The organism is Actinacidiphila acididurans, assembly GCF_016918855.1.
GTDB classification, from domain to species: Bacteria; Actinomycetota; Actinomycetes; order Streptomycetales; family Streptomycetaceae; genus Actinacidiphila; species Actinacidiphila acididurans.
Genome location: NZ_JADKYB010000005.1, coordinates 276,853 through 291,994 on the forward strand (window position 1 = coordinate 276,853; position 15,142 = coordinate 291,994).

The 15,142-nt window shown below is 73.2% G+C and carries 13 protein-coding genes; 6 read left to right on the top strand and 7 right to left on the bottom strand.

The window, feature by feature from the left end; genetic code table 11:
* Positions 1-48 precede the first annotated feature (48 nt).
* Positions 49-1,428, bottom strand: a complete 1,380-nt coding sequence (locus ITX44_RS11415) for an NsdA family TPR-like regulatory protein (protein ID WP_205356997.1) — start codon at positions 1,426-1,428, stop codon at positions 49-51.
* Between the two features lie 244 nt (positions 1,429-1,672).
* Between ITX44_RS11415 and ITX44_RS40920 the strand changes: the two genes are divergently transcribed.
* The 3 genes from ITX44_RS40920 (at position 1,673) to ITX44_RS11430 (ending at position 5,253) form a co-directional block, all read left to right on the top strand.
* A complete protein-coding gene (locus ITX44_RS40920; protein ID WP_307795211.1) occupies positions 1,673-2,416 on the top strand; it encodes a bifunctional DNA primase/polymerase in 744 nt (247 codons plus the stop codon).
* A gap of 231 nt (positions 2,417-2,647) precedes the next feature.
* Positions 2,648-3,571, top strand: a complete 924-nt coding sequence (locus ITX44_RS11425; protein ID WP_205356999.1) for an ABC transporter ATP-binding protein — start codon at positions 2,648-2,650, stop codon at positions 3,569-3,571.
* The gene (locus ITX44_RS11430; protein ID WP_205357000.1) at positions 3,568-5,253 is read left to right on the top strand and encodes a transporter; all 1,686 of its coding nucleotides are present in this window, start codon (positions 3,568-3,570) and stop codon (positions 5,251-5,253) included. Before ITX44_RS11425 ends, ITX44_RS11430 begins: the two co-directional genes overlap by 4 nt.
* A 136-nt stretch (positions 5,254-5,389) precedes the next feature.
* Here ITX44_RS11430 and ITX44_RS11435 read toward each other — a convergent pair whose 3' ends face one another.
* Entirely contained in the window at positions 5,390-6,646 is a 1,257-nt protein-coding gene (locus ITX44_RS11435) for an MFS transporter (RefSeq protein ID WP_205357001.1), read from the bottom strand.
* Positions 6,647-6,749: 103 nt separating this feature from the next.
* On the opposite strand from ITX44_RS11435, the gene ITX44_RS11440 reads away from it, so the two are divergent.
* Positions 6,750-7,346 carry a CGNR zinc finger domain-containing protein gene (locus ITX44_RS11440; protein WP_205357002.1) on the top strand — a complete coding sequence of 199 codons (597 nt, stop codon included), beginning with the start codon at positions 6,750-6,752 and terminating at the stop codon, positions 7,344-7,346.
* 86 nt (positions 7,347-7,432) lie between these two features.
* Here the strand turns inward: ITX44_RS11440 and ITX44_RS11445 are convergent, their stop codons facing one another.
* From ITX44_RS11445 to ITX44_RS11455, 3 genes are all read right to left on the bottom strand, one after another.
* Positions 7,433-7,888 carry a hypothetical protein gene (locus ITX44_RS11445; protein WP_205357003.1) on the bottom strand — a complete coding sequence of 152 codons (456 nt, stop codon included), beginning with the start codon at positions 7,886-7,888 and terminating at the stop codon, positions 7,433-7,435.
* 185 nt (positions 7,889-8,073) lie between these two features.
* On the bottom strand, positions 8,074-9,075 hold the full coding sequence (locus tag ITX44_RS11450) for an alpha/beta fold hydrolase (RefSeq protein ID WP_205357004.1): 1,002 nt from the start codon (positions 9,073-9,075) through the stop codon (positions 8,074-8,076).
* A gap of 455 nt (positions 9,076-9,530) precedes the next feature.
* Positions 9,531-10,223, bottom strand: coding sequence for an iron-dependent transcriptional repressor DtxR (locus ITX44_RS11455; RefSeq protein ID WP_205357005.1), 693 nt, complete (start codon positions 10,221-10,223; stop codon positions 9,531-9,533).
* Between the two features lie 139 nt (positions 10,224-10,362).
* On the opposite strand from ITX44_RS11455, the gene ITX44_RS11460 reads away from it, so the two are divergent.
* Positions 10,363-11,151 (top strand): SIS domain-containing protein, encoded by a 789-nt coding sequence (locus ITX44_RS11460; protein WP_205357006.1) that lies wholly within the window; start codon positions 10,363-10,365, stop codon positions 11,149-11,151.
* Between the two features lie 66 nt (positions 11,152-11,217).
* Here the strand turns inward: ITX44_RS11460 and ITX44_RS11465 are convergent, their stop codons facing one another.
* Both ITX44_RS11465 and pdxH read right to left on the bottom strand, forming a co-directional pair.
* On the bottom strand, positions 11,218-12,561 hold the full coding sequence (locus tag ITX44_RS11465; RefSeq protein WP_307795212.1) for a PAS domain-containing protein: 1,344 nt from the start codon (positions 12,559-12,561) through the stop codon (positions 11,218-11,220).
* Positions 12,562-12,927: 366 nt separating this feature from the next.
* Positions 12,928-13,629, bottom strand: coding sequence for a pyridoxamine 5'-phosphate oxidase (gene pdxH / locus ITX44_RS11470; RefSeq protein WP_205357007.1), 702 nt, complete (start codon positions 13,627-13,629; stop codon positions 12,928-12,930).
* A 331-nt stretch (positions 13,630-13,960) separates the two neighbouring features.
* Here pdxH and ITX44_RS11475 point away from each other — a divergent pair, with 331 nt between their 5' ends.
* Positions 13,961-15,061, top strand: coding sequence for a citrate synthase 2 (locus ITX44_RS11475; RefSeq protein ID WP_205357008.1), 1,101 nt, complete (start codon positions 13,961-13,963; stop codon positions 15,059-15,061).
* Positions 15,062-15,142 lie beyond the last annotated feature (81 nt).

The following is a 15,142-nucleotide window of genomic DNA, read 5'->3' on the forward strand; positions in this document are numbered from 1 at the left end:
TCCGGTAACGATTCGGTGCAGGCGGACGCCACCGCCCGTCAGTTACGGTCAGGCCGCCTCCAGTTCCTCCAGCCGGGCGCCGAACTCCCGTACCACCGGCTCGTTGCCGTACGGCTCCAGGCGGCGGCGGAAGTCGTCCAGGTATTCGGCGCCGCGGTTGGACCGCAGGCCCGCGAGCAGCGTGACCGCCTGCGTGCCGGTGCGGACGCCGTGCTCCAGATCCCGCTGCTGCACCTGGGCGTCGGCGAGCAGCAGCATGTCTATCGCGCGGCGGCGGGCGCGGGTCGCCGGGTGGGCGGCCAGCGCCTCCTCGGCCCGGCGGGCGGCGGGCGCGGCCTGGCCCAGGTCGCGGTGGCAGTGGGCGAGTTCGTCGGCGAGATAACCGTGGTCGAAGTGGGCGATCCAGTCCGGGTCGGCGGCGGGGTCGGAGCGCTCCATCGCGGACACCGCCTGCGCGGCCACCGCGGAGAACGCGCGGGCATCGCCGAGGAGGGCGTGGCCGCGGGCCTCGGCGGCGTAGAACATCGCCTCGGCGGTGGCGGTGACCTGGCCGCGGGCGCCTTCCTGGGCGGCGCGGGCGAGTTGGGCGATCTCGCGGGGGTTGCCGAGGGAGGCGGCGAGGTGGCTCATGCTGGCCGCCAGGATGTAGCCGCCGTATCCGCGGTCGCCGGCCGCCTGGGCCAGCCGCAGGGCCTGGATGTAGTAGCGCTGGGCCAGGCCGGGCTGGCCGGTGTCGACCGCCATGTACCCGGCCAGCTCGGTCAGCCGGGCCACGGCGGCGAACAGTTCACGGCCCACCTGCTCCCGGTAACTGCCCGCGAGCAGGCCGGAGACCACGCTGTTGAGGTAGTGGACGACGACCGGCCGCACATGGCCGCTGCCGAAGCGGTGGTCGAGGTCGGTGAGCGCCTGGGTGGTGGCCCGGACCGCCTCGACGTCCGACATCCCCACCTTGGCCCCGCCGTTGCGCGCCACTCCCTGGTCGGGGCGCGTGATCAGCCAGTCCCGGCTGGGCTCGACCAGGGCGGAGGCGGCCACCGTGGAGCCGGTGAGGAAGTCGCGGCGGCCGACGTCGCTGCGCCACAGCTCGCAGACCTGCTCGATCGCGCCGAGGACGGTGGGCGCGAAGTGCAGGCCGATGCCGGTGGCCAGGTTCTTGCCGTTGGCCATGCCGATCTCGTCTATGGAGACCGCGCGGCCGAGCTTGCGGCCGAGTGCCTCGGCGATGATGGCCGGGGCCCGCCCGCGCGGCTGCTGGCCGCGCAGCCAGCGGGCCACGGACGTCTTGTCGTACCGCAGATCGAGGCCGTGTTCCGCCCCGCACATGTTGACTCTTCGGGCCAGCCCCGCGTTCGAGCAGGCGGCCTCCTGGATGAGCGCCTGCAGCCTCTCATTGGGCTGCCGCGCCACAAGTGGTCGAGCGGCCATCGGATCCCCCCTCGTCGTCCTTGACGCTTGTCCTTTCCCGCCCGGAGAACAACAAAGCCCCCCATTACGGCAATTCACCCGTAGGTGGGCTGTAGCTCCTTCAGGTGATTACCCGGTTCCGGGGACGGTCCTCGCGCGCGCCCCCGGGCTGCTCCCGTGCGCCCGCCATGACCCGCGACGGAGAGCGAGCCCCCGGCGTTCAACCCGTAACCACCCATCCCGGAGGAAGGAAGTTGTGCAGCGCGTGGAAGACACCCTCGGAGTTCCCCGGCCGCTCGCCGTTCCAGGGCCGCTCGGCGTTCCCGGACCGACCGGCACGTCCGGACCGGCCGGCGGGGCGAGAGCGGCCGACGGACCGCGGGCCGGGTCCGGACTGCTCGACGCCGCGCTCCGGTACGCGGAGGAATGGCACTGGGACGTGGTGGCCGGCTCCTGGCTGGAGGCGGGTCCGGACGGCGCACCGCGGTGCTCCTGCGCCTCGCCCGCCTGCCCGGCCCCCGGCGCCCACCCGGCCGGGCCCGGCTGGGCCGCCCAGGCGAGCGGCGGCACCGCGGCGGTACGGCGCATGTGGCGCGAGGAGCCGCGCGCCTCGGTCCTGCTGCCCACCGGGCGGGGATTCGACGCGATCGACGTCTCCGAGAGCGCCGGGCTGCACGCGCTGGCCCGGATGGAACGCCTCGGCGTCCGGCTCGGCCCGGTGATCGCCACCCCGGCCCGCCGCCTGGTGTTCCTCGCCCAGCCCGGCACCGCCGCCAAGCTGCCCGACCTGCTGGCCCGGCACGGCGCTCCGCCCGCCTCGCTCGACCTGGTGCTGCGCGGCGACGGCGACTGGGTGGCCGCCCCGCCGACCCGCACCGGCCGCCTCGGTGTGGCTCTGTGGGCCCGCGAACCCGCCCCCGCCGGCCGGTGGCTGCCCGACGCCGACGCGGTCGCCGGACCGCTGGCCTACGTGTGCGGGCGGGAGGCGGCGCAGGCCCGGCGCCGCTGACCCCTTTCCCTCTTTCGACGCCCGGTTTTCCATGCCCGGCTCTCGACGCCCGGCCGGCCGCCTCCCCGTATCCGCTGCGTGACCGGCCGGGCCCCTTTCTCCCTGTCCGGCCAGGTGGGGAAGGTCTCGACCGCAAGCCTTGGTCGGATCGACCGTCACTGTCAGTGGCTGGCTCTACTGTGTCCGTACGTCGACAGGCGTGCGTGGACACGGGGGGAAGGGTGCCGGGACATGGCGCAGCAGGAGTGGAAGGGACGGGAGGGCGGCGAGCGGGGGCCACTGCCCGTCTACGGGGTGCCGTACGCCGACGGACAACCCTTCGGCGGCCCGCCCTCGGGTGGGCCCGTCGGTGAGGGCGCCGACAGGGAATCGGAGCCGGAGCCGGGGCGCGAGCCGGCGGTGCAGGTGCGCGGGTTGTGGAAGCGGTTCGGCTCGCAGGTGGCGGTCGCCGGTGTGCACCTGGAGTTGCCGGCCGGCCGCTTCATAGGGCTGGTCGGTCCCAATGGCGCGGGAAAGACCACGACCTTGTCCATGGTGACCGGGCTGCTGCGGCCGGACGACGGGACCGTGCGGGTGGTCGGGCACGACGTGTGGGCCGATCCGGTCGGCGCGAAGTCCCGGATCGGGATCCTGCCCGAGGGGCTGCGGCTGTTCGAACGGCTCTCGGGCCGCGAACTGCTGGCGTACACCGGACGGTTGCGTGGCCTGCCCGGCGCCGAGGTGGACCGGCGGGCCGACCAGTTGCTGGAGGTCCTGGACCTGTCGGCGAACCGGCACAAGCTGGTCGTGGACTACTCGACCGGCATGCGCAAGAAGATCGGTCTGGCCGCCGCCCTGCTGCACAATCCCGAAGTCCTCTTCCTGGACGAGCCGTTCGAGGGCGTGGACCCGGTGTCCGCGCAGGTCATACGCGGTGTGCTGGAGCGCTACACGCACTCGGGCGGCACCGTGGTGTTCTCCTCCCATGTGATGGAGCTGGTGGAGAGCCTGTGCGACTGGGTGGCGGTGATGGCCGCCGGCCGGATCGTCGCCCACGGACCGATCGCCGAGGTGCGTGGCGCGGCGCCCACCCTCCAGGACGCCTTCCTCTCCTTGGTCGGCGCCGGTCGCCGCGGCGGCGAGGACCTCGACTGGCTGGGCGGGAGTGCGAGATGACCGCCACGGCGACGCGGCCACCGTCCGTGGTCCCGGTCTTCGTCCGGCTCAAGATCACGCTCATCCGCAACGGCCTGCGCCAGTCCCGCGGGCGTGCCGCGGGCTGGACGGCCGGCACCGTCTTCGCCCTGCTCTACGCGGTGGGACTCGGCGTCGGCATGGCCTCGCTGCGGCACAACCACTACGGCCCGGCCGCCGCTGTGACCGTCACGGCCTGCATGGCGCTGGGCTGGGCGGTGGCCCCGCTGTTCTTCTTCGGCGGAGACGACACCCTCGACCCGACGAGGCTGGCGATGCTCCCGCTGCGCCCGCGCCCGCTGGTGACCGGTCTGCTGGCCTCCTCCCTGATCGGAGTGGGCCCGCTGTGCGCCGTGCTGGTGTCGGCCGGGGCCGTCGTCGCGGTGGCGCACAGCGGGCCGGCCGTGCCCGTCGCGGTGATCGCGGTGGCCCTGACCCTGCTGACCTGCGTGTCACTGGCCCGGGCGGTCGCCGCCGCCAACACCCGGCTGCTCACCAGCCGCCGAGGCCGGGATCTGGCCCTGCTCAGCGGCCTGTTCATCGCGGTCGGCTCCCAGGGAATCAGCCTCGGCATCAACTCGCTGTCCTCGGACGGCGGTCTGCACCGGGCGACATCGATCGCCGCCGTGGTGCGCTGGATACCGCCGGCCCCGGCCGTGGACGCCGTACGCTCCGTCTCGCGCGGCAGCTACGGGCTCGCCGCCGTCCAACTGCTCTACGCGGCCTGCGTCGTCGCGCTCGTCCTGCGCTGGTGGCACCACAGCCTGGTGCGGCTGATGGTCTCGCCGGACGCCTCCACGCTGCCCGCCGGGCCCGCGGGGGCGGACCGGGACCGCCGGGAAGACCCGGACTCCGCCAGGCGCTCGGGCCTGCTGGGCCGTGGGGCGGCAGACGGACCGGCGCGGGTGGCGGCGCTGCTGCTGCCCAGGCGGCTGGTCGCGGGCCGCACCGGCACCGTCATGGGACGGCAGTTCCGCTATGTGTGGCGCGACCCGCGGTCCCGGGCCGCCTGGGCGACGGCCCTGACGCTGGGACTGCTACTGCCGGTGGTTGCCATGGCGCAGCACGGCGGCAGCGTCTACCAGTGCCTGTGGTCGGCCGGGCTGCTGAGCACGCAGATGTTCAACACCTTCGGGCTGGACGGCTCAGCCTTCTGGACGGTGGCGGCCACGACGGCCACCCGCCGGGACGCCGCCCTCGAACTGCGCGGCCGCGCCCTGGCGATGGCCGTGGTCGCGGTGCCGTACATCACCGTGGTGAGCACGGGCGTCTCGCTCCTGCTGCACCGCATATCCGCGCTGCCGGAAGTGCTCGGCCTGGCCCTGGCCTTCGCCGGAACTCTGATCGCCACCGGCGTCTTCATCGGCGTCCGTTTCCCGTATGCGGTCGCGCAGAGCAACCCGTTCGCCAACGCCGCACCCGGGCAGACCGGGGTGGTCACCCTCAACGTCCTCGGCGGCACGCTCGCCGGCGTGGTGCTGTGGCTGCCGTTGCTGGCCTTCGCCGTCGCGCTGCACGTGACCGGCCGCCATGGCCTGCTGTGGACGGTCCTGCCGGTCGGGGCGGCGTACGGGCTCGCCGTGGTCGCCGCGTTCCTGCGCTTCACCGCGCCGCGACTGCTGGACCGGCTGCCGGAGATCCTGGCGGTGGCGGCGCAGGTCTGAGGCCGGTGGGCCGGCCTTCGCAGCGTGCCCGGGGTGGGCGTTGGCCTCTGTGCCCAGGCGCGGGTTCGCGCGACCTCGTGATCGGCCTGCCGGTCGGTCGCGTGCCGCCCTCGCCCGGCGTCCGGCCGGCCTTGGCTCAGTCGGAGCGGCGGCGGCCCGGTCGCAATTCGGTGCACCAGCCGAGCAGGGCCAGTACGGGAAGAGCGGCGCCGAGGACGGTGGCCGCGGTCCAGCCGCCGGCGTGGAAGGCGAAGGAACCGGCCTGCGAGCCGATGGCGCCGCCGACGAAGAAGGTGGCCATGAAGGCGCTGTTGAGCCGGGCCCGGGCGGTGTTGTCGAGCCGGTAGACGACCTGCTGGCCCAGCACGAGGGTGGTCTGCACGGCCATGTCGAGCAGCACTGCCGCGGCGCCGAGCACGATCACGCTGTGCCGCCCGAGCCCGGCGAGGAGCATGGCCCCCGCGGCCACGGCGAACGCGACTGCCGTCATGGGCCGCACCATTCCCCGGTCGGCCCAGCGCCCGGCGAACGGCGCGACGAGCGCGCCCCCGGCTCCGGCCAGCGCGAACAGGCCCACCTGCCACTGGGCGTAGTCGAAGGGGGCACTGGTCAGCACGAAGGAGATGGTGGTCCAGAAGACGGAGAAGGTTCCGAACATCGCCGCCTGGTAGAGCGCGCGGCGCCGCAGCGCCGGGTGCACCTTCATCATGCGCACCGTCGAGCGCAGCAGCCCGCCGTAAGTGAGTCCCGCCTGCGCTCCGCCCGGGGCCCGGCTGGGCAGCGCCGAGCGCAGCACCAGGGTGAGAACGGTCATCAGGACGGCGGAAGTCAGGTAGACCACCCGCCAACTGGTCACGTTCGCCAGCATGCTGCCGAAGGTGCGGGACAGCAGTATCCCGGCGAGCAGCCCGCTCATCACCTGTCCGACGACCCGGCCGCGGCTCTCGTCGGGCGCGAGATCGGCGGCGAAGGGCACGAGGATCTGCGTGACCACCAAGGTGGTGCCCGACACCAGGGACGCGACCAGCAGTACGGGAAATCCCGGTGCCAGGCCGGACAGCACCAGGGCGGCGATGGTGATGGTGAGCAGGACGGTGGCCAGTCGGCGTTTCTCGATGACGTCGCCGAGCGGGACGAGCAGCAACAGGCCGAGCGCGTACCCGATCTGCGTGGCGGTGACCAGACTGCCCGCGGTGACCGACGAGATGCCGAAGTCGTGCCGCAACTCGCTGAGCAGCGGCTGCGCGTAATAGAGGTTGGCGACGGTGAGACCGCAGGAGACCGCGAGCAGCACGATCAGCCTGCGGGGCGGGCCGGCCGGAGCGGTCCCTGTCCCTTCTCCCTCTGCGGACCGGGCGGTGGCCGAACGTGAGAGATCGGCAGGTCGGGACATCGGTGCCTTTCTCCGGGAGCGGTGGATCCGGGCACATTCCGGAACCGGTTTGACCGGTTCTCAAAGGTATCAGTCGTAACGGTTCCCCAGTACTCTGACCTCCATGAACGCCACTGTGAGCGCTGGCACAGTGCCGGTGCGATTCCGCCAGGGAGCAGGGCGGCTGTGCCTCGACTTCGTCCGCACACTGCGGTATCGGGGTACGCCGGAGGTCACCGAGGAGCTGACCGGCCCCGAGGCGCTGGTGGCGTGGGTCACTCAGTGCGGCCCCTTCGACGGCACCCTTCGCGTACCGCTTCCCGTGCAGTCCGAGGTCGACGAGGCGAAGGCATTGCGGGAGGCGGTCCACGCCCTGCTCATGGCTTCACTCGGTGATGGCGGGCCGGCCGCCGTGGGCGCTTCGGCGCGCAACCGGCTCAACCGCGCCGCCGCCGCTGCCGTACCCACACCCCGGCTCGCTCCGTCCGGCGAGCTGCGCTGGCTGGCCGACGACCCCGTACCGGCCACGCTCTCCCTCGTCGCCCGCGACGCGCTGGAACTGGCCGCCTCGCCCGCCCTGCTGGCCCGCGTCCACGCCTGCGCCTCGCCGGCCTGCGGCGCGCTCTTCCTCGACCACTCCCGGCCCGGCACCCGGCGCTGGTGCTCAATGGACATCTGCGGCAATCAGGCGAAGAGGGCGGGGCTGCGCGCCCGGGCATGAGCCGCGCGCAGCGGGCACTCCGGCCCGTGTCCGCGGGGTCGCCGGGCCGCTGGGCCGCTGGGCGGCGGATTACGGCCGTGCAGTGGTCAACTGCTCGGGAGTCCAGTGCGGGTGAAGGTGTCGGTGATGCCTCCGTTCCACTCCACGGTGAGGGTCTTGCCGTCCGAGGCCAGGACGCCGTGTCCGACCGTGCGGTCCTTGTTGCCGTCCATACAGGTCAGGGTGATGCCGACACCGTCGTTGTCGGTGTAGCCGCCGCCGCACAGGGAGGTGGTGGTCAGAGCGGCCTTGCCCTTGCCCAGCACGAGTTGCACCTTGGTGGCGCCGTGCATGGCCAGCCACACTCCGGCGACGCCCTGGCTGCTCGCGGTGTCGCTCGGGGGCGGGGTCGAGGAGGGCGTGGTCGGCGCCGTCCCGCTCGGTGAAGATGTTGTTTTCGGCTGTGTGGTGGACGAGGTGGCGCTCTGCGTCGGCTGCGTCTTCGCCTGGTCTCCGCTGTCGCTGCTGCATCCGCTGAGCGCCAGCGCACACGCGGCAGCCATAGCGGCCAGTCCTGCTCCCATGAAAGTCCGACTACGCCAAGGCACCTGTACTCCCCCATGTCGCATGTGGAACCAGCCGACCGCAAGCTACCAGCCGGTCAGCCGCCCGCGCCCCGCCTGATTCGCCTTGCGGCGCACCTGTCGCAGGACCGTGACGCCCGGGCCCGCGCGCCGGGCGGCACCGCCTACATCCCGGGCCCGGTGGTCGCCGCCGAGCCGGTGCCCAGCCGCTCCGGCAGCGCCTCCCGCAGGAACTCCTCGACCGTCCCGTACCACGCCTCCGGCTGGTCCCAGGGCACCAGATGGCCGGCGTCGGGGATCTCCGCGTAACGGCCGCCGGGCAGGACGCGGACCATCTCCTGGGCCTCGGCCCGGCCCAGTTCGCCGTCGGGGCCGCGTACCACCAGGGCGGGGCAGCGCACCTGTGCCAACTCGTCCCAGTGCGCGTCGCGTATCCACAGCTCCCGCGAGCGCAGCAGCTGCCCGGGGGCGGCGCGCGGGCGCCAGCCGTCCTCCCCCTCGGCCATGATCTCGGCGTAGAAGTCGCCGCGCCCCGGGCCGGGCGGGTCGGCCCAGGGGTCCTCCGCGCCGAACCAGTGGCGCACGTCCCCGAGGGTGGCGAAGGGCAGCGGCCAGGACCGCAGCCAGTCCTCCCACCGCCGCTGGTCGGTCTCGCCCAGGGCCGAGGCCCGCATGTCGCAGATGACGACGGCCGCGACCAGGTCCGGGCGGCGCGCGGCGACCTGCCAGGCGGTGAGAGCGCCTGTGGAGTGGCCGATCAGCGTGACGGGGGCCAAGCCGAGTTGTTCGACCGCGGCGATGGCGTCCGCCGCGTACGCGTCCGGGCCGCACGGTGCCCCCGGACGACGGCTGTGGCCGTGGCCGCGCTGGTCCAGGGCGATCGCGCGGTACCGCGGGGCAAGGCGCCGTACCGTCGCCGCCCAGTGCGAGGCGCGGCCCAGCAGTCCGTGGAGCAGCAACGCGCCGGGGCGCCGGCCGCCCGGCGTGCCCGCGGCCGGGTCCCACTGTCCGGCCCGCCCGGTCGCCTCCGCACCCGCTTCCGTTCGGCACCCCGTCCGTCCCGCCGGGTCCGCGCCGGGCCGGGCCCCGTACCCGTGCTCGGCCGCATAGTCCCAGGCCACGAGCGGGATGCCGTCCGCGCCCGTGAGCTCGTACCGCCGGATCATCTGCCACACCTCCTTCCGATGTCGTTCCGGGAGCCACGCTATCGAACTTTTATTCGAACAAGCGGGCGGCGCGACCAACACCGCTCGTTCGAGTGACGGCGCTCAAGGATTGGCGGCCGGGACCGAGGGGAGGACTTGAGCGGGACGCGGCGCGATGGGGAAGCGGGTCGCGGGAGGCACTCGGGAAGCTCGGGGTCCCGGGTCCTTCACGGGGGACCACCGGGGAGGGCAGGGAGGGATGGGCCCCGGCGCCGCGGACACGGCGTCGGGGCTCCCCGGATCAGGCAGGACGATTGGCGTCAGGGCGGGTCGCGGCAGAAAGGGATCGGAGCAGGTCGCCGAGCCGGGGCGCCATGGCCACGCGGTCCCGGGCCTCGGCGCGGCATGGATCCGGCCGGCCCGGGACGGGCTCGGGCCGGCGGGTCACAAGGGCTGAAAAACGGGCGGGCGACCGGTCAGCGCTTGGCCACGAACACGTGCGAGGCGATGTCGGCGTCCAGCTCGGCGGCCTCGCCGCCGCTGCCGACGAGCACCCCGCCGGGCGCGTCGGTGACGCTCACCACGGCGCCGGGCTGCACACCGGCCCGCCGCAGGGTGTACATCACCTGGGCGTCGGTCTGGATCGGCTCGCCGATGCGGCGCACCACCACGCTCGCACCGGCCGGGCCGGGCTGCAGCTCGGTAAGGCTGACCATGCCCTCCTCCAGGAACGGATCGGGCTCGCCCTTCTGCCCCAGCTCCTCCAGGCCCGGGATCGGGTTGCCGTACGGCGACTCGGTGGGGTGCCGCAGCAGCTCCAGCACGCGCCGCTCCACCGCCTCGCTCATCACGTGCTCCCAGCGGCAGGCCTCGGCGTGCACCTGCTCCCACTCCAGGCCGATCACGTCGACCAGCAGGCACTCGGCGATGCGGTGCTTGCGCATCACGCGGGTGGCGGTGCGCCGGCCCTCGTCGGTCAGCTCCAGATGACGGTCGTCCGCGACGTGCAGCAGCCCGTCGCGCTCCATCCGCGCCACTGTCTGGGAGACCGTCGGGCCGCTCTGGTCGAGCCGCTCGGCGATTCGGGCGCGCATGGGGACCACACCCTCCTCCTCCAGCTCCAGGATGGTGCGGAGATACATCTCCGTCGTGTCGATCAGTCCGGACATGCGCGCCCCTCGTGTACTCGTGCGTGGCCCTGTGTCAATTCTGACGCATGCCGCCGACAAAGGGCCCCGGCACGGGAAGTCCGGACCTTGGCCGGACCTTTCTTGACATCGGCCGGGACCGGGCAGCACGGTGATCGCCATGATTGAGCCCGCCGCCGGCACCTGGGATTCCCCGGCACCCGGAGATCTCGCCGACCGGTATTTCGACGCCGCAATAGCCCTGCTCAACCGGCTGCGCGACGAGGAGGGCGCCGGCGTCGAGGCCGCGGCGACCGCCGTCGCGGACGCCCTCGCGGGCGGCGGCCGGATCTTCGCCTTCGGCGCCGGCCACTCCGCGCTGCCCGCCCAGGACGTGGTCTACCGGGCGGGCGGCCTGGCGCCGGTCAACCTGTTGCCGGTGCCCGGCGCGGTCGGCGTCGATGTGGTCCCCGCCACTTTGGGCAGCGCCCTGGAGCGGGTCGAGGGCCTGGCCACCGCGGTGCTGGACACCAGCCCGGTGCAGCGCGGCGACGTCCTGTTCGTGATCTCCCTGTCCGGCCGCAACGTCCTGCCGGTGGAAATGGCCCGGCACGCCCGCGCGCTCGGCCTGACGGTGATCGCCGTGACCTCTGTCGCGTACGCCGCGGAAACCAGCTCTCGGCATCCGTCCGGGACGTTCCTGAAGGACAACTGCGACATCCTGCTGGACTCCAAGATCCCGGTCGGCGACGCGGAACTGTCCGACCCGCGCATCCCTGCGCCCTTCGGCCCCGCCTCCACGGTGGTGACCAGCGCCCTGATGCAGGCGGTCATGGCGACCGCGGCCACCGATCTCGCGACCCGCGGCATCACCCCGCCGATGATCCGCTCCGGCAACGTGGATGGCGGCCTGGAGTGGAACGCGGCGGTCTTCGAGGAGTACCGGGACCGGATCTTCTTCCGCCGCTGAGCGGCGGCGCCGATCCCGTCACCCGGGTCGCCGTTTTCCAGCACCAGGTGACGTCCCGGGCGTCCCTCAGCGGCGGCCGGCCAGCCCGGCCAGGTCCAGGGCCGAGGCGACCCGGGCGGCGACGTCCTCGGCGTAGGCGACGTCTGCCCGGTCGAACAGCGCTCGCCCGGAGCCGCGCAGGAAGGTCAGCGCCCCGACCGTACGGCCACGACTGCGTAAAACCGTCGCCAGTCCATGGACGGTGCCGGCCGGCCACCGGCGGTCCGCCGCCCACGCGTCGACAAGGGCCTGCGCCGGAGCCTCCTGCCCGCGCTGGGCGCCGAGGCTGGTGCGTACGGTGCCGAGCCGCTCCACGGCCTGCAGCACGGGGTGCGCGGGCGTGTACCCGACCGGTATGCCGCCGCCGGCCACCGGCTCGCAGGGGCCCGGCTCGCCCTCGGGAGTGGCCGCGATCCGGACCATGCGCCCGGTGGCGTCGGCCAGGTCGAGCAGAGCGTGGTCGGCGAATCCGGCGAGGGCGAAATCCAGATGGAGGGCCGCGGCCTCGAGACCGTCCTCGCACTCGGCGGCGGCCCGGTCGGCGCGGTGGAGCTGCTGGTAGCGGAAACGGATACGGGCGCCGTCCTTTTCCGCCGCCTTCTGCCGCGTGACGTCCCAGAAGAGCCAGCCCACGCCGAGCGGCGCCGGCTCGTCGCCCAGCGGCGAGCCGAGCCGTACGAAGCCGCTGCGCCAGCAGTGCCGCGCCCCGGTGTCCTCGCCGCGCAGGCTCACCCACAGTTCGGCGATGGCCGGCGGCGCGCCCTCGGCGAGCACGTGCTGCAGGGCGCCCTCCACTTCCTCCGCGCCCTCGGCGAGCACTTCGCCGAGGGGGCGGCCCAGCAGTGCCTCGCGACCGGCCCGCAGCATTCGCGCCGCCTGGGCGTTGACCTGTGCCGGGCGCAGGTCGGCGTCGATCAGCACCACGCCCCAGGAGGCGTCGGCGAACAGCGACTCGCTCAGCGCGATGGAGCGCTCCAGGTCGATCTGTGCGTGCACCTCGGAGAACGCGCAGTAGACGCCGGCCGGCAGGCCGTCGGCGCCCGCCACTGCCGCGGCCTGGACGCGGACCAGGACCCGGCGGCCGTCCTTGGTCAGCAGGGCGAACTCGTGCACATGGCGCCCGGGCGCCTCCATGGTGGCGAGCAACCGCTCCTCGGCCTCCTTGGCGTCGGCGGAACGCGCCGCCCACCCCGCGAAGCCCTGGCGTCCGATCGCCTCCGCAGCACTCCAGCCCAGGATCCGCCCGGCCTCGGCGTTCCAGTGCGTCACGACGCCGTCACGGTCGAGGGCGCACAATCCCGCCTCCATGCCGTCCAGCAGCGCCGCCAGCAACTGCTCGTCACCCTTGGATTGCGCGTCGAAAGGCTGCACGTCAGATCATTCAACCCTGATGTGCCGGGGGTCACACGAGATTTCCATAAATAGCTTGTCTCATTCCGGCATCCCTTCTTAGGGTGGGCGGTACACAGAAGGGAGGTGGTTCGAAGCATGAGTTGCACTCGGACACGTGAGGTGGCTGCGGGCTAGCTCCGCGCACTCGGCGTGCGCGTAGCGCGCCAATCCCACGCAGTCACCCGACCCGCGGGCTCGTCGGACTTGTCCGGCCGGTGCTCGGAGCCACCCGGCTCCGAGGAGCAGCCCGCGGGTCGTTTTTTGTTTTCCGCGCCCTTGTGGCGGTTACGGCCGCCGGCACGTCCCGGGGCACCTGGACGTACCGGCCACCTGGACGTCGACCGACTACGGCGCCAGGCGCTCGACCGCCCACCCGCTCTCGCCGCTGCGGGCGTACCGCAGCCGATCGTGCAGTCGGTTCTCCCGGCCCTGCCAGAACTCGACGGTGCGGGCGACGACCCGGAAGCCACCCCAGTGCGGCGGGACCGGCACCTCGGTGCCTTCCGGCCAGCGGGCGGCCAGTTCCGCGTACCGCTGCTCCAGGCTTTCGCGCGAGGTGACGACGGTGGACTGCGCGCTGGCCCAGGCGGTGATCCTGGAGCCGTGCGGGCGGCTGTTGAAGTACGCGGCGGTCTCCTCGGCCGACACCCGCTCCACCGTGCCGCCGACGACCACCTGGCGGGCGATGGGGTGCCAGGGGAAGAGCAGCGACGCGCGCGGGTTCACCGTCAGCTCGCGGCCCTTGCGGGAGGTGAAGTTGCTGAAGAAGACGAATCCGCGCGGGTCGTAGCCCTTGAGCAGGACGGTCCGGGAGCTGGGTACGCCCTCGGCGTCCGCGGTGGACACCACCATGGCGTTGGGTTCGGTGATCAGGCCGCTCCCGGTGGCCCGTACGGCGTCCGCGAACCAGCGGGCGAACTGCTCGTAGGGATCGGCCGCCAGGTCCGCCTCGGTCAGGCCGGCCGCGCGATACTGGCGGCGCATGGCCGCCGGATCGGTGGCCTGCTCACCCGGCCGCCGCGCCGCCTCTCCTGTCGCACCCGCCATGCCTGTCCCGTCAGCCTGATTGATTGCTCGCACGGGCACATCTTGCAGGACCCGGCGCGCTCGTTGGCAGGGCCTCGGTGTGCCACATCTCACGGTGTCCGGCGACGGCGGCGGACGGAAGAATGGCTGGCCACCGGATGCGCCGACCGGGCCTGATCGGACGGGACCGATTGGACCGGATGGAGCAGGATGACAATCGCCCGAACGGGGCACATCGCAGTCAGCGCGGTGTCGGGATCATCCCCGGCTGCCGCGCGGCGCACCGTCAGCAGGATCGGCACACAACCGCTGGATCGCCAGACCGTCGAGAGTCCTCAAGAGGAGCCGCCTCATGTCCGACTTCGTACCCGGGCTCGAAGGAGTCGTCGCGTTCGAAACGGAGATCGCAGAGCCGGACAAGGAAGGCGGCGCGCTGCGCTACCGAGGTGTCGACATCGAAGAACTCGTCGGGCATGTGAGCTTCGGGAACGTGTGGGGGCTGCTGGTCGACGGCACCTTCGCGCCCGGGCTGCCGCCCGCCGAACCGTTCCCGATCCCGGTGCACTCCGGCGACATCCGGGTGGACGTCCAGTCCGCGCTGGCCATGCTCGCCCCCGTGTGGGGCCTGAAGCCGCTGCTGGACATCGGCGAGGAGGAGGCCCGGGACGGCCTCGCGCGCGCCGCGGTGATGGCGTTGTCGTACGTCGCCCAGTCCGCGCGCGGCCAGGGGCTGGCCATGGTGCCGCAGAGCGAGATCGACAAGGCCCACTCCATCACCGAGCGCTTCATGATCCGCTGGCGCGGCGAGCCCGACCCGAAGCACGTGGCGGCCGTGGACGCGTACTGGACGTCGGCTGCCGAGCACGGCATGAACGCCTCCACCTTCACCGCCCGGGTGATCGCCTCGACCGGCGCGGACGTGGCCGCGGCCCTGTCCGGCGCTGTCGGTGCCATGTCCGGACCGCTGCACGGCGGGGCGCCCTCCCGGGTGCTCGGCATGATCGAGGAGATCGAGCGCACGGGCGACGCGGTCGGCTACGTGAAGGCCGCGCTGGACCGCGGCGAACGCCTCATGGGCTTCGGCCACCGCGTCTACCGGGCCGAGGACCCCCGGGCCCGGGTGCTGCGCCGCACCGCCCGCGAACTGGGCGCGCCACGCTTCGAGGTCGCCGAGGCGCTGGAGAAGGCGGCGCTGGAGGAGCTGCACGCCAGGCGCCCGGACCGGGTGCTGGCCACGAACGTCGAGTTCTGGGCCGCCATTGTGCTGGATTTCGCGCAGGTGCCGGCGCACATGTTCACTTCGATGTTCACCTGCGCCCGCACGGCGGGCTGGTCGGCGCACATCCTGGAGCAGAAGCGCACCGGCAGGCTGGTACGGCCCTCCGCCCGGTACGTGGGGCCGGCCGAGCGGAGCGTGCGGGACGTGGAGGGGTACGAGGGCATCGTGCACTGAGGTCCGGCGTGGCTGCGACGCGCGGCACCGTGAGCTGCGGTGAACGAGCCCGACACCGACGACAGCGCGACGCCTTGTGAC

Excerpts from the sequence above, each read along its gene's own strand:
- ITX44_RS11415 (WP_205356997.1), bottom strand. The coding sequence starts at position 1,428 with ATGGCCGCTCGACCACTTGTGGCGCGGCAGCCCAATGAGAGGCTGCAG.
- ITX44_RS11425 (WP_205356999.1), top strand. The coding sequence starts at position 2,648 with ATGGCGCAGCAGGAGTGGAAGGGACGGGAGGGCGGCGAGCGGGGGCCA.
- ITX44_RS11430 (WP_205357000.1), top strand. The coding sequence starts at position 3,568 with ATGACCGCCACGGCGACGCGGCCACCGTCCGTGGTCCCGGTCTTCGTC.
- ITX44_RS11435 (WP_205357001.1), bottom strand. The coding sequence starts at position 6,646 with ATGTCCCGACCTGCCGATCTCTCACGTTCGGCCACCGCCCGGTCCGCA.
- ITX44_RS11440 (WP_205357002.1), top strand. The coding sequence starts at position 6,750 with ATGAACGCCACTGTGAGCGCTGGCACAGTGCCGGTGCGATTCCGCCAG.
- ITX44_RS11445 (WP_205357003.1), bottom strand. The coding sequence starts at position 7,888 with ATGGCTGCCGCGTGTGCGCTGGCGCTCAGCGGATGCAGCAGCGACAGC.
- ITX44_RS11450 (WP_205357004.1), bottom strand. The coding sequence starts at position 9,075 with ATGATCCGGCGGTACGAGCTCACGGGCGCGGACGGCATCCCGCTCGTG.
- ITX44_RS11455 (WP_205357005.1), bottom strand. The coding sequence starts at position 10,223 with ATGTCCGGACTGATCGACACGACGGAGATGTATCTCCGCACCATCCTG.
- ITX44_RS11460 (WP_205357006.1), top strand. The coding sequence starts at position 10,363 with ATGATTGAGCCCGCCGCCGGCACCTGGGATTCCCCGGCACCCGGAGAT.
- pdxH (WP_205357007.1), bottom strand. The coding sequence starts at position 13,629 with ATGGCGGGTGCGACAGGAGAGGCGGCGCGGCGGCCGGGTGAGCAGGCC.
- ITX44_RS11475 (WP_205357008.1), top strand. The coding sequence starts at position 13,961 with ATGTCCGACTTCGTACCCGGGCTCGAAGGAGTCGTCGCGTTCGAAACG.